We start from the raw sequence: 21,755 nt of genomic DNA, 5'->3' as shown, positions 1-21,755 counted from the left end.
GTCACGGCCGATGGGATCCGGGTGAGGGGCGGCCCGGGGCACCGGCCGTGGCACGGCCTGTCAGGTACTGGCTCAGAAGCCCGCAGCTTAGCGCCCTGTTGCGGCGCCGCATAGGCTTCCCGGGGCTGGATGACCATGGAAGGAAGGCCGGGTTCCACCTTCTGGCATCACCGTCATGACTGCACCCCGCGCCGGAGGGCCCGCGCCGGACGAGCGGTACCGGTGGTGCGGGGGAGGCGCCGGCCCGCTCCCCCAACTCCTCGCCGAGGGAGCGCCGGTGGAGTCCGCCGAGGTGATCGCGGCCGTCGCCCGCCGGGGTTCGGGCCCGGGCCGTCCGGAGCTGGCCGAAGTGCGCCCCCCGGACCCCGGACACCCGGGACGGTGCGGGGACGGACCGCTACATTGGGCGCAGTGCCGGGGAGGGGGCGGGCACCGGGTTCGTTCCCGTGCCGCGGCCGTTGGGAGGACCTGTGTCTTCACCCCGTGGAGCGGACCGTCCCCGGAGGCGCCGGGCCGCCCGGCTCGCCGCCGGAGCCCTGGTCGCGGCCGCCACCGCCGTCGTCGCGCTGCCGGCCGTCCCGGCGCAGGCCGCCCCGGCCAAGGTCGTCTACCTCACCTTCGACGACGGCCCGAGCCCCCGCTACACCCCGCAGGTGCTCGCCCTGCTGTCCCAGTACGGCGTGCGCGCCACGTTCTTCGAGATCGGGCAGAACGTCGCGGCCAACCCGGCGGTCACCCGCCAGGTGAGCGCCCAGGGCCACAGCGTGCAGAACCACAGCTGGTCCCACCCGGACCTGCGGCGCCTGTCCAGGGCCGCCCTCCAGGACCAGGTGACGGCCACCGACGCGCGCATCCGGGCGCAGACCGGCACCACCCCGACCTGCCTGCGCCCGCCCTACGGCGGGGTGAACGCCACCGTCCGCGCCGCCTCCGCCGGCCTCGGCAAGAGCATCCAGCTGTGGAGCGTCGACCCCCAGGACTGGGCGCGCCCCGGCCGCGCCGCCATCGAGCGCCGCGTCCTGGGCGCCGTCAAGCCCGGTTCCGTCATCCTCCTGCACGACGGCGGCGGCGACCGCAGCCAGACCGTGGCCGCGCTGCCCGCCGTGCTGCGCACCCTGAAGTCCCGCGGCTACACCTTCGCCCTGCTCCCCTGCCGCTGAGCGGCGGCCCGCCCCGGACGCGGCGGCGCCCCGGACCGCTCGCGCGGCGGTCCGGGGCACCGTCCGTCGGGCCGTCCGTCGGGCCGGACGAGGGATCCGGGACGACGGAGCAGGGACGCGAGGTCCGGGACGGGAGGTCCGGGACGGGGCGTCAGGGACGGGCGGTGGCCAGGGCCTCGATGGCGGGGACGAGCTCCGCCGGGCTCGGCAGGGCGTCGTTCTCGGCGCGCAGGCGGGCGGCGCCCTCCCGCAGCGCCGGGTCGGTGACGAGACGGGTGAGCAGCGCGGCGTCGACGTCCGCGCTCGCGGAACGCAGCGCGGCCCCGGTGGCGACCATGGTGTCGGCCACCACGAAGTTGTCCGCCCCCTGGGGCAGCAGGAGCTGGGGCAGACCGGCCTGCATCCCGGTGAGGGTGCTGCCGGAGCCGCCGTGGTGGACGACCGCGTCGCAGACCCGCAGCAGTTCGGCGAGCGGCACCCACGGCAGCGGGTGGACGTTGGACGGCAGGCTGCCCAGGACGGTGAGATCGGCGTCGCCGACGGCGAGCAGGAACTCGGCGTCGACCTCGGCGGCGGAGGCGATCAGCCGGGTGATGGCGTCCAGGCCGTCCGTGTCGGCGATCACCGTGCCGAGGGTGACGGCGATCCGCGGCCGCGCGCCCCGGTGCAGCAGCGCGGCGGGGACGACGCCGCCGCCGTTGTACGGCACGTAGCGCATCCGCAGGCCGCCCGGGTCGCCGCCGAGCGAGACGGGCACGATGTTCAGCGGGGTGGATTCGGCGGGCCCGGCCACGCCGTGCTTCTCGTAGACGTCGGTGAAGTGGTCGGCCAGCTGGGCGGCCATGCCGAGGCCGGAGCTGATGCCGAAGTTCTGCAACGCGGCCGGGATGCCGAGCTTGGCGGCGACCAGCTGGGCGGAGGCCAGACAGGAGTCGTGGACGATCAGCTCGGCGCCCCAGCCGTCGGCCACCGCCAGCAGGTCGTCCACGGTGGAACGCGAGGCGAGGGCGAAGGCGGCGGCGCCGATCTCCATGATCTCCTCCTGCGTCAGGTCCGGCTGCGCGTAGTGCGCCTGGCGGCCGACGACCTCCTCGAAGGCCTCCCGCACGGGCCGCCCGTCGCCGATCTCGACGATCGGGAACCCGGCCTGGCGGAGCTGCTCCAACGGCTGCCCACTGGCGAACAGCACCTCGTGCCCGGCGGCCCGCACGGCCTGGGCGGTGGGCACCATCGGGAAGAGGTGGCTCGGAGCGGCCGGGCCGGTGAAGAGTATGCGCACAACTGTCTCCTGGTCGTTCTCGGGTCGGTCGACATCGGATCGCGCGGGGGCGGTCCCATCGTCGCCCTCAACTGACGAACGATCAGTTGCTCTTCCCCGCAGGATCGATAATCGGACGTTCTGGCCCGCGAACGCCGGAGGCCGGGGGATCGTGTTCCCGGTGGTCGCGCGTGTCGCGTCGCGTGCGCCGGGTACGCCGGTCACCCGCCCGTTGCGGCGGGGCACCGGAACGGGCGGGTGGGAGGGGTGAGGGGGCCATCGGCCGGTCCGCCGGGCCGGGCACGCGACCTGGCCTGTTCCCGTCGTTCGCGGGCGGCGCGGCGGCACGGCGTTTGGCAACCGCGCGTCCGATGGTGTCGGGGCCGGGACGGGACGAGGCTGGCGGGACGGGGCGACGGCACCGGGAGCGCGGCCGCCGGCTCAGTGCCGGGCGGCCGGGCGGTCCAGGAAGCGGCGCAGGCCGTCGCGCACGCCCTCGGTGGGGACGGTGGCGGCGAACCAGGCCGCCTCGACGGCCAGGCCCTCCTCGATCGGCAGGTTGATGCCCCGGGTCACCGCCCGCAGGCAGGCGGCCACCGCGGTCGGCGCGTGGCGGGTGATCCGGGCCGCCAGGTCGCGGGCGGCGTCCAGCAGGTCACCGGCCGGCACGACCGCGTTGACGAGGCCCAGTTCGGCCGCCCGGGTCGCGGGGACCGGGTCGCCGGTGAGGATCAGCTCCAGCGCGCGCTTGCGCCCGACGTGGCGCGGCAGCCGCTGGGAGCCGCCGAACGGCGGCGGGAAGCCGAGGGTGATCTCCGGCTTGGCGAAGGTCGCGTGCTCGGCGGCCAGGGCCAGCGGCGCGGCCTCGGTGATCTCGCACCCGCCCCCGTAGGCGAGGCCGTTGACGGCGGCGATCACCGGCTTGGGGAACTCCTCGATGCGCCGGGTCAGCGCGTGCCCACGCCGCACGATCTCGCGCAGCGCCGTCTCGGGACCGCCCGCCGATCGGGCGATGCTGCCGGCCAGCGAGGGGATGTCCGCGCCGGCGCTGAAGGCGCGCCCGCCGGCGCCGGTGAGGATCACCGCCCGCACGGCGTCGTCGCGCTCGGCCTCGTCGAGCCGCGCGAGCAGCGCGTCGATGGTCGGGTAGTCGAGCGCGTTGAGCTTGCTCTCGCGGTCGATGGTCAGGAGGGCGACGTCGCCGTCGAGTGCGCTGTGCACGGTCATGCCCGTACTCCGTTTCCACGTGCCGGTCCGCCGGGTGGCCGGACCGCCGCCGAGGCTAGGAGCAGGGGAGCGGGACAATCCAGGAATTGTCCTGGATACACTTCACCGCCCGGCTTCCCGCCCACGGACAGGTGCCGCATGCGACCGCCCGCCTACAAGGCCATCGTCGACGAGTACGCCGCCGCCATCCGCTCCGGCGCCCTGCCGGCCGGCGCCCGGCTGCCGACCCACCGCGCGCTCGCCCGCGAGCGCGGCATCGCCCCGGCCACCGCCACCCGGGTGTACACCGAACTGGCCGCCGCCGGACTGGTGGTGGGCGAGCAGGGCCGGGGCACCTTCGTCAAGGTCCGCTCCGGCTACGACGGCCTCGAACCCTCCCGCGCCCTGCCGGTGCCCCGGGTCGCCGACCTGTCGTTCAACCAGCCGCTCTCCCCCGGCCAGGACGACGACCTGCGCCACGCCCTGCGCGCCCTCGCCGCCTCCGGCGACGTCACCGCCCTGCTGCGCCAGCACCCGCCCGGCGGCCACCACCACGACCGGGCGGCCGTGGCCACCTACCTGCTGGGGCGCGGCATCGACACCGCCCCGCGCAACGTCCTGCTGGCCGGCGGGGCGCAGCAGGCGCTGGACTGCGTGCTGCGGGCGCTCACCCGGCCCGGCGACGTCCTCGCGGCCGATGCGCTCAGCTACCCGGGGATCAAGCTGCTGGCCGCCGACCGGGGCCTGGAGCTCGCCCCGGTGCCGGTCACCCCGGACGGCCCCGACCTCGACGCGCTGGACCGGCTGTGCCGGGCCCGCCGGGTGCGCGCGCTCTACACCATGCCCACCGTGCACAACCCGCTCGGCTGGGTCCTCGACGGCGGGCGGCGCGAGCGCCTGGTCGCCCTGGCCCGCGCGCACGACCTCCTGCTGGTCGAGGACGGCACCTACGCCTTCCTGGAGACCGCGCCGCCGCCCCCGCTGCGGACCCTGGCCCCCGAGCGCACCTGCTACGTCGCCGGACTGTCCAAGAACGTCGCCCCGGGGCTGCGGTTCGGGTTCGCCGTCGTGCCCGACGCCTGGCTGCGGCCCGTGACCGGCAGCCTGCGCGCCGCCGCCTGGGGCGTGCCCGGCCTGGTCACGGCCGTCGCCACCGGCTGGCTCGCCGACGGCACGGTGGCCCGCCTGGAGCGCGAGCGCCGGGCCGACGCCGCCGAGCGCCAGGCCGTCGCCCGGGCCGCCCTGGCCGGTCTGGACGTCCTGGCGCACCCCGCCTCCCCCCTGCTCTGGCTGGGCCTGGAGCCGCACCAGCGCCCGGACCGGGTCGCCGCCGTCCTCGCCGCCCGGGGGATCCTCGTCTCCACCGCCGACGCCTTCGCCACCGGCCCGCACCGCCCCGCCGCCCTGCGGCTCGCCCTGGCCACTCCCCCGCGCGCCGAACTGGCCGCCGTGCTGGCACGGCTCAGGGCCGCCGTCGAGTCCGTCGCGCCCTGACCGGACGGGGGGCGTGCGCCGGGCGCCCGGTCCTCTATCCTCTACGTCAGGTGTCGGGCAGGGGGCCCGGGTTGTTGTCCTTGGGGGTGTGTTGTGGTCACCGGTCGGGTTGTGCGGTACGACAGTGTGCGCGGGTACGGGTTCATCGCTCCGGACCATGGCGGGGAGGACGTCTTCCTGCACGTCAACGACATGCTGATGCCCGAGTCGCTGGTGCACTCGGGTCTGGTGGTGGAGTTCGAGATGGAGGAGGGCGACCGGGGGCTGAAGGCCTCCTCGGTGCGCCTGCCCAAGGGGGCGGCGGCGCGGCCGGCCGGGCCGGCGGTGACGGCGGCGCGGGTGGTGGCGGCCGAGGGCGACGACGCGGAGTGCGACGTCCTCACCTCCGCGGAGCTGCTGGTGGAGGTCACCGAGCTGCTGCTGGAGCACGTGCCCTCGCTCACCGGCGAGCAGGTGCTGAAGGTGCGCAACGCCGTGCTGCAGTGCGCCAGGGGCCACGGCTGGACCGAGGGCTGAGCCCGGCCGACGGTCGTACGGGGTTGCGCGCGGATCAGAAGAGCACGTCGGTGCAGGAGTAGAACGCGTTCGCGGTGTCCGCGACGTCCCAGACCGCGACGACCACGTGGTGCCCGGTGCGACCGGTGGGGAGGGTCGCGGTGTGGGTGGTCGTGGCGGCGGGCTGGCGGCCGTTGTAGGGCACCGTCAGGAACGGCGTCAGGTCCAGGCTGGCCCGGGTGATCTTCTGGGTCGGGTCGTAGCCCTGCTTGGTCAGGAAGTAGCGGAAGTTGGTGGTCGAGTGCCGGGCCTCGATCTCCCAGGTGAAGGTCTGCTGGGCGCCGCCCGTCACCTTGGTGGTCGGCCAGGCCCCGTTGCGCGGGTTGTCCAGCGGCGCCCAGCGGGCGTCGGCGCCCGCGCAGATGGTGCCGTCGGCGGGACCGCGGCTCGGGAAGCCCTTCGGGCCCTCGACGCTCTGCGGCTCCCACTGGATGTCGCCGCAGTTCTTGACGACACCCGCGCCGCACAGGGCCGAACGGCTCGGCGGGAGGTTGATGAACCCGTGCGAGTTGGCCGGGACGGCCATCGCGAGCGGGACGGCGACCGCGGCCAGGGCCGCGCCGACGATGTGGCGTTTGCGCATGATGCTCCTCCGTGGGGGGATGGAGAGTGCGCCCGGCGCAGGAGCGGAGCGCGTGGGGGTGCGCCAACCGCGTGGATCTTGGCATGCCTGCGCCAGGTGAATGCCCATACCGTAGGGAGCGCGGCGCCCACCGTCAATGGTCTGGACCAGTTGACGTTCGGTCAACCGGCGGTCACCGCAACGGCGCCACCCGCCGGCGCTCCCCCACGAGACGACCGGGCGGAGAGTGGAACCGGCGTGCGGCCCGGGGGCCGGTCCGGTAGCGTGCCGTCCATGTCGAGTCCCGAATCGGACGAGGTGGGGGCTTTCGGTCACACGCCGTCAGCCCCCTGAACCCCCGGAACAAGCCCGAGCCCGCACCCCCGCCGCGCCGCCGTCCCGTGCCGCGCGGCCGGATCGGTGCGCTCCTGGGTGCTGACCGCGGTGACGAGTCGCCCTTCCCGCGCCTCTCCTCACCCCGGAGCCACTCGATGCCCCTTCCGCTGTACCTGCTCGCCCTGGCGGTCTTCGCCATGGGCACCTCGGAGTTCATGCTCGCCGGCCTCCTGCCCGCCATCGCCCCGGAGCTCGGGGTCACGGTCGGCGCCGCCGGCACGCTCACCTCGGCCTACGCGATCGGCATGGTCGTCGGCGCACCGCTGACGGCGGTGCTCGCCCGCGCCCTGCCCGGGCGCCGGGCCCTGCTCGGGTCCCTGCTCCTGTTCACGGCGGCGCACGCCGCGGGGGCCGCCGCGCCGAACCTCCCGGTCCTGCTCGCGACCCGAGTGGTCGCGGCGCTCGCCAACGCGGGGTTCCTCGCCGTCGCGCTGACCACCGCCGCCGCACTGGTGCCCGCCGACCGGAAGGGGCGCGCGCTCGCCGTCCTGCTGTCGGGCACCACCGTGGCGACGGTCGCCGGTGTCCCCGCCGGCGCGGCGCTGGGCGCGGCGCTCGGCTGGCGGGCCGTCTTCCTCGCCGTCGCCGCGCTCTGCCTGCCCGCCGCCCTCGGCGTCCTCACCGGGGTCCCGGCCGGCCGCACGGCGCAGGACGCCACCGAACGCCCGTCCGTGCGGGCGGAGTTCGCCGAGCTGGGCAAACCCCGGCCGATGGCGGTCATGCTGCTCGCCGCGCTGGTCAACGCGGCCACCTTCGCCGGTTTCACCTACCTCGCGCCCGTGGTGACCGGCACCGCCGGGCTGGACGGGTCATGGGTGCCGGTCGCCCTGGTGCTGTTCGGCGCCGGTTCGTTCACCGGCGTCACCGTGGCGGGGCGGCTGTCCGACCGGCGCCCCGGTTCGGTGCTCGCGGCCGGCGGCGCGCTCCTGCTGATCGGGTGGCCCGCCATGGCCGTGCTGGCCCACCGGCCCGCCGCGCTGCTCGCCCTGGTCTTCGCCCTGGGCGCGCTGTCGTTCGCGGTGGGCAGCACGCTGATCACCCGCGTCCTGTACGAGGCCGCCGCGGCTCCGACGCTGGCCGGCGCCGGGGCGACCGCCGCCCTCAACGTCGGCGCCGCGGCCGGCCCGCTCGGCGGCGCGGGCGCGCTGGGCACGGCGGCCGGGGACCTCGGGCCGTTCTGGCTCAGCGGCCTGCTGGTCCTCTGCGCGCTGCTGCTCGCCGCGCCCCTGCACCCGGTGCTCCGGGGCGAGGGGCGCGACCGGAGCGAGAAGCTCGGCCGGAGCGAGCAGCGCCGCCGGGGCGACCGCCGGGACAGGGGCGACGGCCGCACCGGGGTGCCCGGGTGAGCGGGCGCCGTCAGCGGCGGACGGCCGGGGCCGGCTCGCCGTAGACGCGCAGCAGTTGATGGGCGTGCAGCCAGCGCAGTTCCGCACCGCAGGCGCGCAGCGCCATGCCGAGGGCGTGGCGCATCGCCCCGTCGACCGCCGTACGGGCGGTGGCGGCCCGGGCGGCCTCGGGCGCGTCGCTGTCGGCGAGGTCGGCGAGGCGGCGGGACGGGTTCCAGCCGAGGTCCGCCGCCCGGTCGCGGTCGTCCCCGCCGCCGGTCGGGGCGCAGCGGTCGAGGGTGATGCCGGTGGCGCCGAGACGGGGGGCGACCGGCAGGCCCGCGAGGGCCGCGCTGCGCCGCACGGTGGCCACCAGGCCCGCCGGGAGGCCGAGTTCGTCCGGGGTGTGGCCGAGCGGGCGGGGGGCGAGGACACCGGGCGGCACCAGCAGGCCGCCACCGGCGGTGACGGGGCCCTCCACCCTCAGCTCCCGGCCGCTGCGGTCCCGGACGGTCTCCAGCCCGAGGGCCGGCAGGAACTCGGCGAGCGCGTTGATCATGGCCGTCTCGACCAGCTCCCGGGCCGACCCGGCCCCCTGTCCCGGTTCCGCCGCGGCGGCGGCGTCGGCCAGCCGTGGGGAGGGGAGCCAGTCGAGGGCGGCGACGCCCGCGCACAGGTCGCGGTCGTCCACGGGGCGTGCGGGGCGGATGCGCACGCCGGGACCCTGGTCACCGAAGGCGACCGGCAGGCCGGCGAGCAGCACCGCGTCGGTGAGGCGGTCGGCGAGGGCGGGATCGACCCGGCCGGCGGACGGGCCGGCGCCGTCCGGGGCGGGGGGCTGCCGGTGCGACGGGAAGCTCAACGGTGCGGGCCCTTCTGAGCGGCCCCCGGCCGGTGGGCGGCGGGGGGCGGGGGGTGAACGGGGACGTGGACGGGACGGACGGGGCGGCCCGCCCGACGCACTGACGAACTCCAGTTCCCCACCCTTCACGGCCTCAAACTCCTTTCGGCATGGGCATGATGGGCGGACCGCGGGGCGGCCGGGCCCGGCACCCCGGCCGGGCCCGCGCCGGGGCGCCGGGCAGGCCTGCGAGCAGGCACTATCAGCCACTCCCGGCGGCGGACGTCCGCGTTCCGGCCGATCACCCCGCTCCGGGGTTGACCGGCCAAATTGGTCCATGCCACTTTCTGATCGCGCGGCCCGCCACCTCCTCCCCCACGGCTGTCCCCGAGGTGGACCCGGGCTCCCCTCCGCCGGTGCCGCGCAACGTCCCCCACTCCAGGAGAGGAACCCCATGACCGTCCGAACCAGCCGCCGGCGCCCCCGCCTGCGCGCGGCGTTCGCCGCCGCCGTCGCCGCCGGGCTCGGCGCCGCAGTGCTCGGCGCCCTGCCGGCGGCCGCCGCGGGCGAGCCGCTCGCCGTGCAGTACCGCAACGGCGGCAGCGGCAGCTCGCAGGCCTCGCCGTGGCTCAAGGTCGTCAACACCGGATCGGCGCCGGTCGCCCTGGACCAGGTCAAGCTGCGCTACTACTTCAGGTCCGACGCGCCCCTGGCCGCGTACCGCTTCGCCTGCGACTGGGCCGTGCGGGGCTGCGCCAACGTCACCGGCACCATCGGCACCATCAACGAGTCCGGCGCCGCCGCCGACCGCTACCTGGAGATCGGCTTCACCGCGGGCGCCGGCACGCTGGCCCCGGGGGCCGACAGCGGCGACCTCCAGCTGCGCGTGCACCGCACCGACTGGCAGTCGATGAACCAGGGCGACGACTACTCCTTCGGCGCCGCGCAGAGCGGCTACGCGAACTGGACCAAGGTCACCGCCAGTCTCGCCGGCGTCCAGGTCTGGGGCACCGCCCCCACCCGGCCGACCGTCCCGGGCGGCGAGGTGATGTTCGACGACCTCGACTACACCGGTCACGACGACCCCTCGCTCGCCGCCCACGGCTGGAACGCGCGCTCGGGCGGCGGCGGGCCGGGCGTCGCCGGGGCCACCTGGGAGGCCGGGAACGTCACCTTCGCCAAGGAGGCCGGCAACTCGGTGATGACCCTGCGGACCTCGACCGCCGGGACCCCCGAATCCACCCGGCACAGCGAGTTCCACAGCCAGGCCATGAAGTTCCGCAACGGCACCTACGCCGCCCGGGTCCGCTTCTCCGACGCCCCCGTGAGCGGCCCCGACGGCGACCACCTGGTGCAGAGCTTCTTCGCCATCAACGACCTCAAGGCCCCGAACGCCGACGACTACTCCGAGTACGACTTCGAGTACCTCCCCAACGGCGGCTGGGGCGAGACCTCGAACATCTTCTTCACCACCTCGTGGGAGACGTACGGCCCGGACGGCTCCGTCAACCAGTACACGACCTCCCGCAGCTCGTTCGCCGGCTGGCACGACCTGGTCCTGACGATCGACGACAGCGCCATCGTCTACTACGTCGACGGGGTCGAGTTCTCCCGCCACGACGCCCGCTACCTCCCGGAGCGGCCGATGGTGATCGCCTTCAACCAGTGGCTCACCGACCTCGCCGGGCAGACCGGCGCCGAGGAGCGCAGCTACGAGGAGCAGGTGGACTACGTGCTGCACGTCAAGGACCGGGTGCTGACGCCCGCCCAGGTCGGCGCCGCCGTGACCGCCTACCGGGCCGCCGGGACGTCCTTCACCGACACCGTCCCCGCGCCCTGACCCGGACCCCGTCCGTGCCCGGCCTGCCGTGCCCGGCCGCCCGTCCCGCGGCCGGGCACGGCAGGCGTGCGTCGAGCACGGCGGGGCGCGCGGTGCTTCGTACACCACGGCCGGGTCGGAGGCGGTGCGGCGGACGGGTGGCTGCACGGGCCGCCCGGCCCCCGGACGGAGGGGCGGGGGCCGGGGGAATCCGCAGGTGGGCGGCGGCGGGCCGGGAGAGCGCCGCGGCAAACCGGCGCATCGGCGCCCGCCGGCCCCCACCCGCACCACCGGGCGCCGCCGTCCCACCCTTGGCCCCGGCCCCGGGGACCCGCACGATCTCAGGTGTCCGGCGGCCCACCGCCCGGTGCGGTGCGCAGCAATGGGTAGTGGCCCCCATTGATCCCCGCACCGTTCCGGAGGTCCGCTGGACACCGCCCGCGGCCGCGCTCCCCCGCCCCGCCCCGTCCCCACCCACCCCCACCCGTCGAGTGAGCAAGGCCAGGTGAACGGCATGCACGACCCCCACGAACCGGTGCACCGGGTGTCCCGGCGGTCCGCGATGTACCTGCGGTGCCGCCCGTACGACCCGCAGGAGGCCGACGACGTACGCTCCGCCATGGAGCACCTGGCCCACCGTCTCGCGCTGCCCCGCCCCGACGTCTACGCCGACCACGGCCTGAGCACCCGCGGCCCGCTGCCGGCGCTGGCCAGTCTGCTCACGGCGGCCGAGCGCGGCTGGGTGGACGTGGTGCTGGTGCCCGGCCCGTTCGTGTTCTCGCTCGACGACCGCGCGGCGGCGAACACCGTGCGGCGCCTCGCCCGGGCGGGCTGCCAGGTCGTCGAGGCCCCGGGCCGGGTGGTCCGCCCGGCCGCGCCGCGGCAGACGCCCGCGCGCGCCCGCCTCACCGCTCCCGCCGCCCCGGTGCCGCACGCCGACGGCGGACCGGTGGCGTCCGGGGCGCTCTGAGCGGGTACGCCCGGCCCCGGTCGACGGGGGCGGGGCGGACACGGGCATCATGGGGACATGTCCGCTCACACTCCCTGTGCCCCCGGCCCGGCGTGGTGCCGATGAACCGGCCGCCGGCGCCGGACGTGCCCGGGGGCCGCGGTTTCGTGGGGCGGGCACGGGAACTCGCCCGGCTGACCGAGGGGCTGACCCGGCCGCCGGCCGTGCTGCTCGTCGAGGGCGAGGCCGGTGTCGGGAAGTCGCGGCTGGTCGCCGAGGCGGTGCGGGCCCTGGAGGGCACCGGACGCGCGGTGCTCCTCGGCCGCTGCCACCCGCTGCGCGAACCGGAGCCGTTCGGCGCCGTGGTGGACGCCCTGCGGGACGCCGCCGCCCTGCTGCCCCCGCCCGGCGAACTGCCGCCGAGCACCGGGGCGCTGCGCGGGGTGCTGCCGGACCTCGCCGACCGGCTGCCCGCCGCGCCGCCGGACGGCGGGGAGCTGGTGTCCGCCCGGCGGTCGGCCGCGCGGGGGCTGCGGGCGCTGCTGGCCGCGCTCGACGATCCGGTGCTGGTGGTCGAGGACGTGCAGTGGGCCGACGACGCCACGCTCGACCTGCTGCTGCGGCTGGCCCGTGATCTGCCGCCGCGGCTCTCCCTGGTGGTCACCTACCGCCCCGAGGACCTGCCGCCCGGCGTCCCGTCGCCCGCCGCCGCCTACCGCGGCGCGCCGGGTGCGCCGGGGAGCGGCGCGGACGTGGTGCGCCTGGAGCCGCTGGACGCGGCGGAGGTGGCGGAGCTGGCCCGGGCCGCACTCGGTCCGGCGGGCGGCACCGAGCTCGCCCGGGTGCTGCACGCGCGCACGGCGGGCCTGCCGCCGGCCGTCGAGGAGGAGCTGCGGGCCCTGACGGGGCGTCCGTCGCCCCGGCGGGGGGCGGACCTGGCGGTCCGGCTGGCTCAGGCCGACCTCCCGCGCGCCCTGGCGGACGCCGTGACCGGGCGGCTCGCCGGGCTCGGCCCGCAGGCCGCGGCCGTGGTCGATGCGGCGGCCGTGCTCGGGGTGCCCGCCGACCAGGACCTGCTCACCGCGGTCGCCGGGCTGGACGCCGGGGACGGTGCGCAGGGCCTGGCCGAGGCGCTGCACCGGGCCGTCCTGCACGAGACCTCGCCGGACCGCTACGCCTTCCGCCATCCGGCGGTCCGCCAGGTCGCCCACCGGCGGATCGCCGGGCCCGGGCGGCGCGTCCTGCACCGGCGGGCGGTCGCCGCGCTGGAGACCCGCGAGCCCCGCCCGCTCGCCCGGATCGCCGAGCACACCCTCGCGATGGGCGACCGCGCGGCCTGGCAGGACCTCGCCCAGGCCGCCGCCGACCAGGCCGTCGCGCTCGGCGACCCGGGCGGCGCGCGCCGGATGCTGCGCAGCCTGCTGGACGAGCCCGACCTCGACCCGCGCCGGCGCGGCCGGGCCGCCCTGGCGCTGGCCCGGCTGGCGGCCGACGACGTCGACCCGGCGGCCAGCGTGCAGGTACTGAGCGGCATGGTCGCCGATCCGCGGCTGCCGGTCGCCGACCGCGGCGAGATCCGGCTCGCGCTCGGCTTCCTGACCGCGGTGCACAGCGGCAACCGGGCCGGGTTCGACCGGATCCGGGAGTCCCTGGAGGAGCTGGAGGAGCGCCCGGTGCGGGCGGCCCGGGCCATGGTGGCGATCTCCATGGACGAGCGCGACGGCGCGGGCCGGCACGCCTGGGAGTGGCTCGACCGGGCGGATCGGCTGCTCGCGGAGCACCCGGACGAGGACGTGGCCGCCGCCGTGCGGGCCACCTCGCTGACCTTCCAGGCCCGGGCCGGCGATCCGGCGGTCTGGGGCCGGCTGGACGAGCTGCCGCGCGCCTCCGAGCGTCCGGAGGTGATGCGCCAGACCACCCGGGCGCTGTACAACACCGGCGAGATCGCCATCGAGCTGGGCTACGACACCCGGGCCGCGCACCTGCTGACGGAGAGCCGGCGGCTGGCCCGGCTGACGGCCATCCCCTATCTGGAGTGCTACAGCCGGCTGGCGCTGATCCGGCTGGACATGCTGGCCGGGCGCTGGGACGGGGTGGAGCAGCGGTTCGCCGCGCTGGGCGCGGAGTTCGACGACCTGGCGATGGCCGGGGCCGAGCGCGCGCTGCTGTTCGGGCGGCTGGCGGCGGGGCGGGGCCGGCTGGCGGTGGCCCGGGAGGAGTTCACGGTCGCCGCGCGGTACGGGCAGCGGGAGTCGCAGGTGACGGTCGCGCTGCGGGCGGCCGCCGGGCTCGGGGGTCTGCAGCTGCTGGAGGGCGACACCGCCGGGGCCGCCGCCACGGCCGGCCCGGCGCTGGCGACCGCGCGGCAGGCCGACGCCTGGGCGCGCACCGCCGAGCTGTTGCCGGTCGCGGTGGAGGCGCTGCTGGCGACGGGCGCGCGGGCGGAGGCCGGCGCCGTCGTCGAGGAGGCCGCCGGGGCGCTCGCCGAGCGGGGCGCGCCCGCCGTGTCGGCGGCGCTGGACCTGGCCCGGGGGCTGCTGGCGGCGGCCGGCGGCGGGCCGGGGGCGGTGGAGGCGTTCACCCTGGCCCGGGACCGCTGGCAGGACATCGGGCGCCCCTACGAGGCGGCGCGGGCCGACGAGCGGATCGCCGCCGCACTGGCCGCCGTCGACCGCACCCGGGCGGCGGAGCGGATGGCGGCCGCCGAGCGGGTCTACCTCGGCCTGGGGGCGACCACCGACACCGCCCGGTGCCGCAAGCTGCGCCGGGACCTCGATCTCGGCGGGATCGGCTCGCCGGGGCGGCGGGGCTACGGCAAGCAGCTGTCGCCGCGCGAGCGTCAGGTGGCGGAGCTGCTCGCCCAGGGCGCCGCCAACCAGGACATCGCCCAGGCGCTCTTCCTCTCGCCGCGCACGGTGGAGCACCATGTGGCGAACGTGCTGCACAAGCTGGGCACCGGCCGGGCCGGGACGGCGCAGGCGCTCGCCCGGGCCGAGGCCGAGGCCGGGGAGGCGTCGGACGACGGGCCGGCGCCGGGCCCCTCATCGTTCCCGGGGAGCGATAGGTAGTCACCCGCATTGATCCGGCCGGGCCGGGCGGGTTCCCTGGTGGTCACCGGCGAGCGAGCGGGGCAGCCGCTCCCCGACCAGGAGGGATCCCAGGAGATGAGTGCACGTCACCACGCGCCGAGCGCGACCGCCGTCGAGGCGTCGGACGGAGTGGCCCCGGCGGGGGCCACGGTCCGGATCTCCCCGTCCCCCCGCCGGGCGGGGAACCATCCGCTCGCCCTGGTCCGGCTGGCCCGGCTGAGCCGTTCCGGCCCCGCGCACTGGGCGCACTGAGCCCGCCGGTCCCCGGCCCGCCGCGTGCGGGCGGCAGGCCGGGGACCGGCTGATCACGGAAGGACCAGGCCCTGTCCGGGCGATCGGACAGGGCCTTCGCCGTGTCCGCGGGCCGGTCGCCGTCAGCAGCCGACCGGCACGGTGAGGGTGGCGGTGGCGGGCGGCCAGCCCCATTCGGTGGTCTCCAGCGATCCCGTGACGTTCGCGCCGCACGGCGCGGTGACGGTGAGCCCGCCCACCGCGGTGCCGCTGTGGTCGACGAGGACGCTGGGCGTGATGGTGCCGAGCACGGGGCCGCCGACCACCGAGGCGGTCAGCCGGTAGGGGACCGTCCGGGCCGTCCAGCCGAGGCTGCCGGGCGTGGTCCGGCCGTAGAAGGTGACCTGGTCGCCGCTCACGGTGGCGCAGATCTCGTTGACCACCACGCCCCGGTACCCGGTGACGCAGAGGCCGCCGGGGCCGGCCGGGCCCTGGGAGGCTTCGGCGGCGGGGGCGGTGCCCTGGGCGGCTGCACCGGTGGCACCGGCGGCGGTCAGGACGGCGCTGGTGGCGAGGATGGCGAGGAGCCGGTTCATCGGGTGATTCCCGTTCATGGGTAGGGACGGCGAGGTGAAGCCATGTGACATTTCACGCTTCACACCTCACATGCTGGCATCGATTCGTGCGGAACTCCTAATTCCACCCTGCCTTTTGAAGCCTTCGGTCGATTTCGGCCTTTCAATGACCGATTCCTATCGACGGCGCAACCTTCATGACCACCCGGTTTCCGCCCGTGAACACTTCGTTGCGACCGTTGCCCCGGCGCTGCGCCGCCGCGCAGGATGAACCGGCCCCGGCCGCGCGGGCGAACGCGCGGCGGACGGGCGGCCGACAGGAGGCGATCGTCGTCGTGTCCGCACAACAGCTCCACCTCGCCGTGCTCCCGCCCGGCGCGAACGGCCCCGCCGGCCCCGCCGGCCTCGACGGGCTCATCCGGCTCGCCCGGACCGCCGAGCAGGGCGGGTTCGACTTCCTCCTCCTGCCCGAGAGCGCGCCGCCCGGACCCGAGGTGCTGACCGCCCTCGGCGCCCTGGCCGCCGTCACCACCAGGCTCGGGCTGGCCGCCGCCCTCGACCCGGCCGTGCACCAGCCCTACGACCTGGCCCGGCGGCTGGCCTCGCTCGACCACCTCAGCTGCGGGCGCGCGGCCTGGAGCGTGACGGCAGGCCCCGACGGCGCCACCGCCGCCGGGCTGCGCCACGGCCGGCTCCCGGCGGACGCCGACCGGCACGCCCATGCCGCCGAGTTCCTGCGCGCCGCCCGGGTGCTGTGGGACAGCTGGGCCGAGGACGACCTCCCCGCCGACCAGGCCGGCGGCCGCTTCGTGCGGCCCGGCGCGGGCACCTTCGCCCATCGGGGAGCACACTTCGACCTCACCGGCCGGTTCACCACCCCGCGCCCGCCGCAGGGCCACCCCGTGGTCGTCCGGACCGTCGCCTCCCCGCAGGACCTGGCCGCCGCGGCCGCCGACGCCGAGGTGGTGGTCGTCCCGTACAGCGGGCTCGCCGCGGCCCGCGCGCTGCGCGAGGACCTCGCCGAGCGGCTCGCCGCGCACGGCCGCTCCCCCGATGGGCTCCGGGTCCTCACCGCCGTCGGCTGGCTGCTCGGTGACACCCCCTCGGCGGCGCGGGAGACCACCGCCGACGTCGCCGGGACCCCGCGCCAGGTCGCCGACGCGCTCACCGCGTACGTCCGGGGCGGCGGTTCGGACGGGTTCCTGCTCACCCCGCACCCGGCGGCCGGCCCGCTGGAGGAGTTCGTCGACCGGGTGGTGCCGCTGCTCCGGGCCGAGGGCGCGCAGCGCACCGAGTACACCGGCGCCACCCTCCGCGACCACCTCGGGCTCGCCAAGGCCCGCCGACCGAGCCGGGAGAACGCCGCATGACCAGCCCCGCCGACGCCGCTCGCGGCCTGCCCCCGCTGCACCTCGCCGTCGCCCTGGACGGGGCCGGCTGGCACCCGGCCGCCTGGCGCGCCGAGGGCGCCCGCCCCGGCGAGCTGTTCACCGCCGGCTACTGGGCCGGCCTGGTGGCCGAGGCCGAGCACGGGCTGCTCGACCTGGTCACCTTCGAGGACGCCCTCGCCGTCCAGTCCGTCAGCCTGCGCGGGCCCGACGACCGCACCGACCAGGTGCGCGGGCGGCTCGACGCCGTCCTGATCGCGAGCCGGGTCGCGCCGCTGACCAGCCGGATCGGCCTGGTCCCCACCACCAACGTCACCCACACCGAGCCGTTCCACCTGGCCGCCGCCCTCGCCACCCTCGACCACGCCGGGCACGGCCGGGCCGGCTGGCGGCCGCAGATCTCCGCCCGCGCCGACGACGCCGCCCACTTCGGACGCCGCGCCGCGGCCACCCTCACGGAGGGCGACCTCGCCTCCCCCGACACCATCTCGGCCCGCCTCGCCCCGCTCTTCGACGACGCGGCCGGGGTGCTGGAGCGCGTGCGGGGGCTGTGGAACGGCCACGGGAGCACCCCGCCGGTCACCGTCCTCGCCCACGCCCGCATCCCCTACGAGCTGGCGGCCAGGGGCGGCGACGTCGTGTTCGTCACCCCGCACTCGGCCGAGGACGCGGGCGCGGTCCTCACCGAGGTCGCCACCGCCGTCACCGCCGTCGCCCGGCCCGCCGACCGCCCCCTCAAGGTCTTCGCCGACCTGCTGGTCCTCCTCGACGACCGCCCCGGCGAGGCCGCCCGCCGCAAGGCCCGGCTCGACGAACTCGCCGGCGCCCCGCTCGCCTCCGACGCCGCGGTCTTCACCGGCACGCCCGCCGAACTCGCCGACCTCCTGCTGGCCTGGCGGACCGTGGAGACCGCCGGCCTGCGCATCGACGGATTCCGCCTGCGCCCCGCCCGCCTGCCCCACGACCTCCTGGCGGTCACCCGCGGCCTGGTCCCCGAACTCCAGCGCCGCAGCGCCTTCCGCACCGCCTACCGGGCCACCGGCCTGCGCGGCCACCTCGGCCTGCCCGGCGCCGTCGGCGCCCGGACCTGAGGCCCGGGAGCGCCCGACGGCCCCGGCCGGTCGGACCCGGGCCCCCGCCCGGTCCGGCCGGCTCCGTCGTGCCGCCCGCCGGGGCCGTCAGCCGTGCCCGGCCGGCTGTTCGCGCTGTTCATCCTGCCCGTGCTGTTCGTAGAGGGCCACCAGCACGCCGTGCACCGGTTCGCCGGCCGGGGCCTCGACGGCCTCGTCCACCAGGGCCCGGAGGGTGGCGCCGAGGCGGGCGGCCTGGTCGGCGGTCAGCCGCAGGTGCCGCAGCACCAGCAGGGGTTCCTGCGGAGCCCGGACGCACTCCTCGGCCACCGCCGCGAGCAGGGCGGTGGTCGGTCCGCCGTCCGGGCCGGTCACGGTGATCCGCCGGGCGGTGCGCCGGTAGACGTGCTCGCTGCCGCCGCGCACCTTCCGGGTCTCCACCAGCTGGACCACGCCGGCGTCCTGCAGCACCTTGAGGTGGTGCGCCACGGTGCTCTTGGGGCTGTCCAGCTGCGCCGCCAGCCCGCCGACCGTGGCGGGCCGACCGCCGAGGGCGAGCAGCAGGCGCTGGCGCAGCGGGTGGGAGAGCGCCTTGTACTGCTGCGGGGTCTCGATGGTGAGCGCGTCGTCCTGGGTCCGGTCCTCCATGGGTCAAGCGTCCAATTTTCTTGACGCTTTCGCAAGCCGCGTGCTCCACTGGCCCCACCTGATTCGATCATCACCAGCAGGGGGCAGCGCATGACGCGGCTTCAGTCGGCCGAGATCACCGAGATCGTCACCGAGGTGAGCCGGCTCACCGGCGGGCTCTACGTCTTCCCCGAGACCGCCGGGCGGATCGCCGGGGTTCTCGACGAGGCGCTGTCCCGGGGCCGCTACCACGGGGCCGAGGACGCCGAGACGCTCGGCCGGCTGGTCACCGAGGACCTCCAGTCGGTCAACGGCGACGGCCATCTGCGGCTGAAGTACCACCCGCGGGCGGTCGCGGTGGAGCAGGAGGACGGCGCCCTGCTCGCCGAGCTGACGCGCTCCGCGGACCTCTCGCTCGGCGGCGTCCCGCGGATCGAGCGCCTGGCGGGCGGGGTCGCGCTGCTGAAGCTCGCGCCGATCCTCTTCCCGCTGGAGATGACCGGGGAGTCGCTCGACGCCGCGCTGACCGTGGTCGCGCGGGCCGAGGCGCTGATCCTGGACCTGCGCGAGTGCGTCGGCGGCCATCCGTACACGACCGCCCACATCTGCGGCCACCTGTTCGACGAGCCGACGCACCTCACCACCCTCCACGACCGCGAGGGCGGCACCGAGCAGCAGTTCTGGAGCCCCGCGCAGGTGCCCGGCCCGCGGTTCGGCGGCAGCAAGCCGCTCTACGTGCTGATCAGCCGGGCGACCTTCTCGGGCGGCGAGGAGCTCGCGTACGACCTCCAGCAGCACGGCCGCGCCGTGGTGGTCGGCGAGGCGTCCGGCGGCGGCGCCAACCCGCGCCGGGGCTTCACCGTCCACCCGCACCTGGAGGTCACCGTCCCGACCGCGCGCGCGGTCAACCCGGTGTCGGGCGGCAACTGGGAGGGCACCGGGGTGATCCCGGACACCGTGACGGACCCGGCGGCGGCCCTGGAGACAGCCCACCGCGCGGCGCTGGCGGAGGTGGCGCGGCTCGGCGGCGGCTCCGCGTCGGCCGAGGAGGCCCGGCGGGTGCTGCGGGAGCCGGCGCCGGAGGGTCCGGCGTCGCCCGACGACCGGCTCTGACGCCCGGCCCCTCCCCCGGTCCGCCCCGGTCCGCCCCGTCGCCGGGGCCGGGGTTGCCCCGGGGCCGGGGCGGACCGGGGCCGGGGTTGCGCGGGTGTCGGTGACGGGCCGTAGATTCGGCGCGACCGAGCACCAGCCGCGCGACTCCCGGACAGGACAGCGAGCCCGATGAACCCCGCGACCCCGATCCCCCCGAGCGACGCGCACGGCGTCGCGCTCACCGAGCGCGCCATCGCCGCCGTCGCCGCCGACCCGCATCGGCCGATCCTGCCCCACGGCCCGTGGGCCGGGCCGTGGCTCACCGGGGAGCCGGAGCCGCTGCCGGCCGGGCAGCCGGCCGGGGCGGTCTTCCCGAGCGGGCGTCCGCTGCCGCCGAGCCTGCGCCGCTGGCTGGCCTTCGACGCCGGCCTGCTGCGCCGGTTCGGCTGGCTCGACGGCGACGGCCGCTTCACGCCCCGGTCGCTCGGCGACCTGGCGCGCGACGAGTTCGGCGAGCCGTGGGGCTCCTGCTTCGACACCGTGTCGGAGCGCTTCGACGAGTGCTTCCTGCTCCCGGGCGGCTCGGACTCCCGCCGGGTGCTGGCGACCGGGGCGGGCGACGAGCACGGCGAGTACCCGGTGTTCGCGCTGGACATCGACGACATCCCGTGCGTCGAGCTGATGTACCCGGGGCTGGACGTCTACCTGGCGGACACCTCCGGGGTCATCACCGTCGAACTGGACGGCTACTCCTGCCTGGTCCGGGACCAGGTGTACGCCCGGCGGATGCTCACGCACGCGCAGCGGGTGTTCGGCGGCGCGCTCGCCGAGGAGTGCCTGCCGGACCTCTGAGGCGTCCGGCCAACGCCACGACCGGGCCGGGTGGGCGGAGCCGTGCTCCGGCTCACCCGGCCCCTCTGTATACGCCACCGAATATGACGCCTACTCTGCCCGTATACGCCGGCGTACGGACGGGGCCCGCAGGCGGTGCCCCGCACAGGAAAGGCGGTACCGACCGTGCGACTTCCACGCGCTGCCCACACCCGTCAGGCATGGCGCATCCACGCGTTCGCGCCCGACTTCCGGACCGAGGACGTCTGGGCCTTCCGCACTCCCGGCGCCGGGCCGGGCGACCTCGACGTGATGCTCGCCGCCATGCGCGCGGCCGGCGGCGTCGCCCGGCAGTCGCCGGCCAACCGGGCCCTGTTCGCGGTGCGCCGGAAGCTCGGCGCCCTGCTCGGCTGGGACCGGCCGGAGGCGGGCCTGGGCACCCGGGTCCGCTCGCTGCGCGAGCGGCTGCCGCCGGAGCTGGCCGCCACCGTCGACACCGCCGAGCCGGACGGCCTGCCGCTCACCCCGGTCTACCGGCTCCAGGACGAGTACGTGCGCGAGCTGGCGAACGGGACCGTCCACACCCTGATGCACCTCGGCTGGGCACCGGCCCGCGACGGCGGCCACGAACTGCGGATGGCCGTGCTGGTCAAACCCAACGGCCGGTTCGGCCGCTCCTACCTGAAGCTCATCGCACCGTTTCGGTACCTCATCGTCTACCCGGCGCTGACCCGCCAGTGGGAGCGGGCCTGGCGGGACCGCCGGCTCCTGCTCGCCGACGGCGCCTCGTGACAGACTTGCCCGCCATGAGCGAGGGCGAGGCCGCACGGGCCGTACCGCTGCTGGTGGTGGACGGGGCGAACGTCGTGGGCTCGGTGCCCGACGGCTGGTGGCGCGACCGGCGGGGCGCGGCGGAGCGGCTGCGCGACGCGCTCGCACCGGTCGCCGGGTACGGACTGGACGCGGCGACGGGCGCGGGCCGGCCCGGGCTGCCGTCGTGGGCGCGGACCGGGCCGCTGGAGGTCGTGCTCGTCGTCGAGGGCGCCGCCCGGGGCGTCACGGCGCGGCCGGAGGTCCGGGTCGAGGCCGCCGGCGGCAGCGGCGACGATCTGATCGTCGGCCTGGTCGCGCAGGCGCTGGCCGCCCGTCCCGGACGCGACTGCCTGGTCGTCACGGCCGACCGCGAACTGCGGGCCCGGGTCACCGCCCTCGGCGCGGCGGTGACGGGACCGCGCGCCGTCCGTCCCGGCTGAGCCCCGGCCCCCGACCAGCCGCCGCCCCGGCCAC

General features: G+C 77.0%; 20 protein-coding genes. 14 read left to right on the top strand and 6 right to left on the bottom strand.

What is annotated here, in order from left to right; translation table 11 throughout:
* The first annotated feature begins 470 nt into the window (after nucleotides 1–470).
* Entirely contained in the window at nucleotides 471–1,160 is a 690-nt protein-coding gene (locus tag ACFVVL_RS14655) for a polysaccharide deacetylase family protein (protein WP_380297940.1), read from the top strand.
* Between the two features lie 151 nt (nucleotides 1,161–1,311).
* Here the strand turns inward: ACFVVL_RS14655 and ACFVVL_RS14650 are convergent, their stop codons facing one another.
* Together ACFVVL_RS14650 and ACFVVL_RS14645 are read right to left on the bottom strand one after the other, a co-directional pair.
* A complete protein-coding gene (locus ACFVVL_RS14650; RefSeq protein ID WP_380297938.1) occupies nucleotides 1,312–2,439 on the bottom strand; it encodes a nucleotide disphospho-sugar-binding domain-containing protein in 1,128 nt (375 codons plus the stop codon).
* Between the two features lie 420 nt (nucleotides 2,440–2,859).
* Nucleotides 2,860–3,645, bottom strand: a complete 786-nt coding sequence (locus ACFVVL_RS14645) for an enoyl-CoA hydratase-related protein (RefSeq protein ID WP_380297937.1) — start codon at nucleotides 3,643–3,645, stop codon at nucleotides 2,860–2,862.
* A gap of 138 nt (nucleotides 3,646–3,783) precedes the next feature.
* Between ACFVVL_RS14645 and ACFVVL_RS14640 the strand changes: the two genes are divergently transcribed.
* Together ACFVVL_RS14640 and ACFVVL_RS14635 are read left to right on the top strand one after the other, a co-directional pair.
* Nucleotides 3,784–5,118 carry a PLP-dependent aminotransferase family protein gene (locus tag ACFVVL_RS14640; RefSeq protein WP_387674911.1) on the top strand — a complete coding sequence of 445 codons (1,335 nt, stop codon included), beginning with the start codon at nucleotides 3,784–3,786 and terminating at the stop codon, nucleotides 5,116–5,118.
* Between the two features lie 93 nt (nucleotides 5,119–5,211).
* On the top strand, nucleotides 5,212–5,634 hold the full coding sequence (locus ACFVVL_RS14635; RefSeq protein WP_380297934.1) for a cold-shock protein: 423 nt from the start codon (nucleotides 5,212–5,214) through the stop codon (nucleotides 5,632–5,634).
* 34 nt (nucleotides 5,635–5,668) lie between these two features.
* Here ACFVVL_RS14635 and ACFVVL_RS14630 read toward each other — a convergent pair whose 3' ends face one another.
* The gene (locus tag ACFVVL_RS14630) at nucleotides 5,669–6,256 is read right to left on the bottom strand and encodes a lytic polysaccharide monooxygenase (RefSeq protein ID WP_380297739.1); all 588 of its coding nucleotides are present in this window, start codon (nucleotides 6,254–6,256) and stop codon (nucleotides 5,669–5,671) included.
* Between the two features lie 470 nt (nucleotides 6,257–6,726).
* On the opposite strand from ACFVVL_RS14630, the gene ACFVVL_RS14625 reads away from it, so the two are divergent.
* On the top strand, nucleotides 6,727–7,977 hold the full coding sequence (locus tag ACFVVL_RS14625; protein WP_387674908.1) for a Cmx/CmrA family chloramphenicol efflux MFS transporter: 1,251 nt from the start codon (nucleotides 6,727–6,729) through the stop codon (nucleotides 7,975–7,977).
* A 10-nt stretch (nucleotides 7,978–7,987) separates the two neighbouring features.
* Here the strand turns inward: ACFVVL_RS14625 and ACFVVL_RS14620 are convergent, their stop codons facing one another.
* A complete protein-coding gene (locus ACFVVL_RS14620; protein WP_387674905.1) occupies nucleotides 7,988–8,818 on the bottom strand; it encodes a hypothetical protein in 831 nt (276 codons plus the stop codon).
* A gap of 433 nt (nucleotides 8,819–9,251) precedes the next feature.
* Between ACFVVL_RS14620 and ACFVVL_RS14615 the strand changes: the two genes are divergently transcribed.
* The 4 genes from ACFVVL_RS14615 to ACFVVL_RS14600 all read left to right on the top strand — a co-directional run bounded on the left by ACFVVL_RS14615 (nucleotide 9,252) and on the right by ACFVVL_RS14600 (nucleotide 14,906).
* Nucleotides 9,252–10,637 carry a cellulose binding domain-containing protein gene (locus ACFVVL_RS14615; protein WP_387674902.1) on the top strand — a complete coding sequence of 462 codons (1,386 nt, stop codon included), beginning with the start codon at nucleotides 9,252–9,254 and terminating at the stop codon, nucleotides 10,635–10,637.
* 493 nt (nucleotides 10,638–11,130) lie between these two features.
* Nucleotides 11,131–11,586, top strand: a complete 456-nt coding sequence (locus ACFVVL_RS14610) for a hypothetical protein (protein ID WP_380297744.1) — start codon at nucleotides 11,131–11,133, stop codon at nucleotides 11,584–11,586.
* A 146-nt stretch (nucleotides 11,587–11,732) separates the two neighbouring features.
* The gene (locus ACFVVL_RS14605) at nucleotides 11,733–14,633 is read left to right on the top strand and encodes an ATP-binding protein (protein ID WP_387674899.1); all 2,901 of its coding nucleotides are present in this window, start codon (nucleotides 11,733–11,735) and stop codon (nucleotides 14,631–14,633) included.
* 96 nt (nucleotides 14,634–14,729) lie between these two features.
* On the top strand, nucleotides 14,730–14,906 hold the full coding sequence (locus ACFVVL_RS14600) for a hypothetical protein (RefSeq protein ID WP_380297748.1): 177 nt from the start codon (nucleotides 14,730–14,732) through the stop codon (nucleotides 14,904–14,906).
* 122 nt (nucleotides 14,907–15,028) lie between these two features.
* Here the strand turns inward: ACFVVL_RS14600 and ACFVVL_RS14595 are convergent, their stop codons facing one another.
* The gene (locus ACFVVL_RS14595; protein ID WP_380422697.1) at nucleotides 15,029–15,481 is read right to left on the bottom strand and encodes a hypothetical protein; all 453 of its coding nucleotides are present in this window, start codon (nucleotides 15,479–15,481) and stop codon (nucleotides 15,029–15,031) included.
* A 314-nt stretch (nucleotides 15,482–15,795) separates the two neighbouring features.
* Here ACFVVL_RS14595 and ACFVVL_RS14590 point away from each other — a divergent pair, with 314 nt between their 5' ends.
* Entirely contained in the window at nucleotides 15,796–16,830 is a 1,035-nt protein-coding gene (locus ACFVVL_RS14590) for an LLM class flavin-dependent oxidoreductase (protein WP_387674895.1), read from the top strand.
* Nucleotides 16,827–17,939: an LLM class flavin-dependent oxidoreductase gene (locus ACFVVL_RS14585; protein ID WP_387674892.1), complete on the top strand. Its 1,113-nt coding sequence runs from the start codon at nucleotides 16,827–16,829 to the stop codon at nucleotides 17,937–17,939. The genes ACFVVL_RS14590 and ACFVVL_RS14585 overlap by 4 nt, the downstream gene beginning before the upstream one ends.
* 87 nt (nucleotides 17,940–18,026) lie before the next feature.
* Here ACFVVL_RS14585 and ACFVVL_RS14580 read toward each other — a convergent pair whose 3' ends face one another.
* A complete protein-coding gene (locus tag ACFVVL_RS14580; RefSeq protein WP_387674889.1) occupies nucleotides 18,027–18,566 on the bottom strand; it encodes an ArsR/SmtB family transcription factor in 540 nt (179 codons plus the stop codon).
* A gap of 90 nt (nucleotides 18,567–18,656) precedes the next feature.
* Here ACFVVL_RS14580 and ACFVVL_RS14575 point away from each other — a divergent pair, with 90 nt between their 5' ends.
* The 4 genes from ACFVVL_RS14575 to ACFVVL_RS14560 all read left to right on the top strand — a co-directional run bounded on the left by ACFVVL_RS14575 (nucleotide 18,657) and on the right by ACFVVL_RS14560 (nucleotide 21,721).
* On the top strand, nucleotides 18,657–19,658 hold the full coding sequence (locus tag ACFVVL_RS14575) for a S41 family peptidase (protein WP_380296364.1): 1,002 nt from the start codon (nucleotides 18,657–18,659) through the stop codon (nucleotides 19,656–19,658).
* Nucleotides 19,659–19,826: 168 nt separating this feature from the next.
* A complete protein-coding gene (locus ACFVVL_RS14570; RefSeq protein ID WP_387674886.1) occupies nucleotides 19,827–20,489 on the top strand; it encodes a hypothetical protein in 663 nt (220 codons plus the stop codon).
* A gap of 165 nt (nucleotides 20,490–20,654) precedes the next feature.
* On the top strand, nucleotides 20,655–21,260 hold the full coding sequence (locus ACFVVL_RS14565) for a DUF2867 domain-containing protein (RefSeq protein ID WP_387674883.1): 606 nt from the start codon (nucleotides 20,655–20,657) through the stop codon (nucleotides 21,258–21,260).
* Nucleotides 21,261–21,274: 14 nt separating this feature from the next.
* On the top strand, nucleotides 21,275–21,721 hold the full coding sequence (locus ACFVVL_RS14560) for an NTP pyrophosphohydrolase (protein WP_380296369.1): 447 nt from the start codon (nucleotides 21,275–21,277) through the stop codon (nucleotides 21,719–21,721).
* The last annotated feature ends 34 nt before the right edge of the window (nucleotides 21,722–21,755 follow it).

Origin of the sequence: Kitasatospora sp. NPDC058115 (genome assembly GCF_042884635.1) — a bacterium.
In the GTDB taxonomy this organism is placed as follows: domain Bacteria; phylum Actinomycetota; class Actinomycetes; order Streptomycetales; family Streptomycetaceae; genus Kitasatospora.
Note: the sequence above shows the minus strand (reverse complement) of the source record. Positions and strands in the feature narration are given on the sequence as shown.

Excerpts from the sequence above, each read along its gene's own strand:
- ACFVVL_RS14645 (WP_380297937.1), bottom strand. The coding sequence starts at position 3,645 with ATGACCGTGCACAGCGCACTCGACGGCGACGTCGCCCTCCTGACCATC.
- ACFVVL_RS14640 (WP_387674911.1), top strand. The coding sequence starts at position 3,784 with ATGCGACCGCCCGCCTACAAGGCCATCGTCGACGAGTACGCCGCCGCC.
- ACFVVL_RS14630 (WP_380297739.1), bottom strand. The coding sequence starts at position 6,256 with ATGCGCAAACGCCACATCGTCGGCGCGGCCCTGGCCGCGGTCGCCGTC.
- ACFVVL_RS14625 (WP_387674908.1), top strand. The coding sequence starts at position 6,727 with ATGCCCCTTCCGCTGTACCTGCTCGCCCTGGCGGTCTTCGCCATGGGC.
- ACFVVL_RS14615 (WP_387674902.1), top strand. The coding sequence starts at position 9,252 with ATGACCGTCCGAACCAGCCGCCGGCGCCCCCGCCTGCGCGCGGCGTTC.
- ACFVVL_RS14610 (WP_380297744.1), top strand. The coding sequence starts at position 11,131 with ATGCACGACCCCCACGAACCGGTGCACCGGGTGTCCCGGCGGTCCGCG.
- ACFVVL_RS14600 (WP_380297748.1), top strand. The coding sequence starts at position 14,730 with ATGAGTGCACGTCACCACGCGCCGAGCGCGACCGCCGTCGAGGCGTCG.
- ACFVVL_RS14595 (WP_380422697.1), bottom strand. The coding sequence starts at position 15,481 with ATGAACCGGCTCCTCGCCATCCTCGCCACCAGCGCCGTCCTGACCGCC.
- ACFVVL_RS14585 (WP_387674892.1), top strand. The coding sequence starts at position 16,827 with ATGACCAGCCCCGCCGACGCCGCTCGCGGCCTGCCCCCGCTGCACCTC.
- ACFVVL_RS14580 (WP_387674889.1), bottom strand. The coding sequence starts at position 18,566 with ATGGAGGACCGGACCCAGGACGACGCGCTCACCATCGAGACCCCGCAG.
- ACFVVL_RS14575 (WP_380296364.1), top strand. The coding sequence starts at position 18,657 with ATGACGCGGCTTCAGTCGGCCGAGATCACCGAGATCGTCACCGAGGTG.
- ACFVVL_RS14570 (WP_387674886.1), top strand. The coding sequence starts at position 19,827 with ATGAACCCCGCGACCCCGATCCCCCCGAGCGACGCGCACGGCGTCGCG.
- ACFVVL_RS14560 (WP_380296369.1), top strand. The coding sequence starts at position 21,275 with ATGAGCGAGGGCGAGGCCGCACGGGCCGTACCGCTGCTGGTGGTGGAC.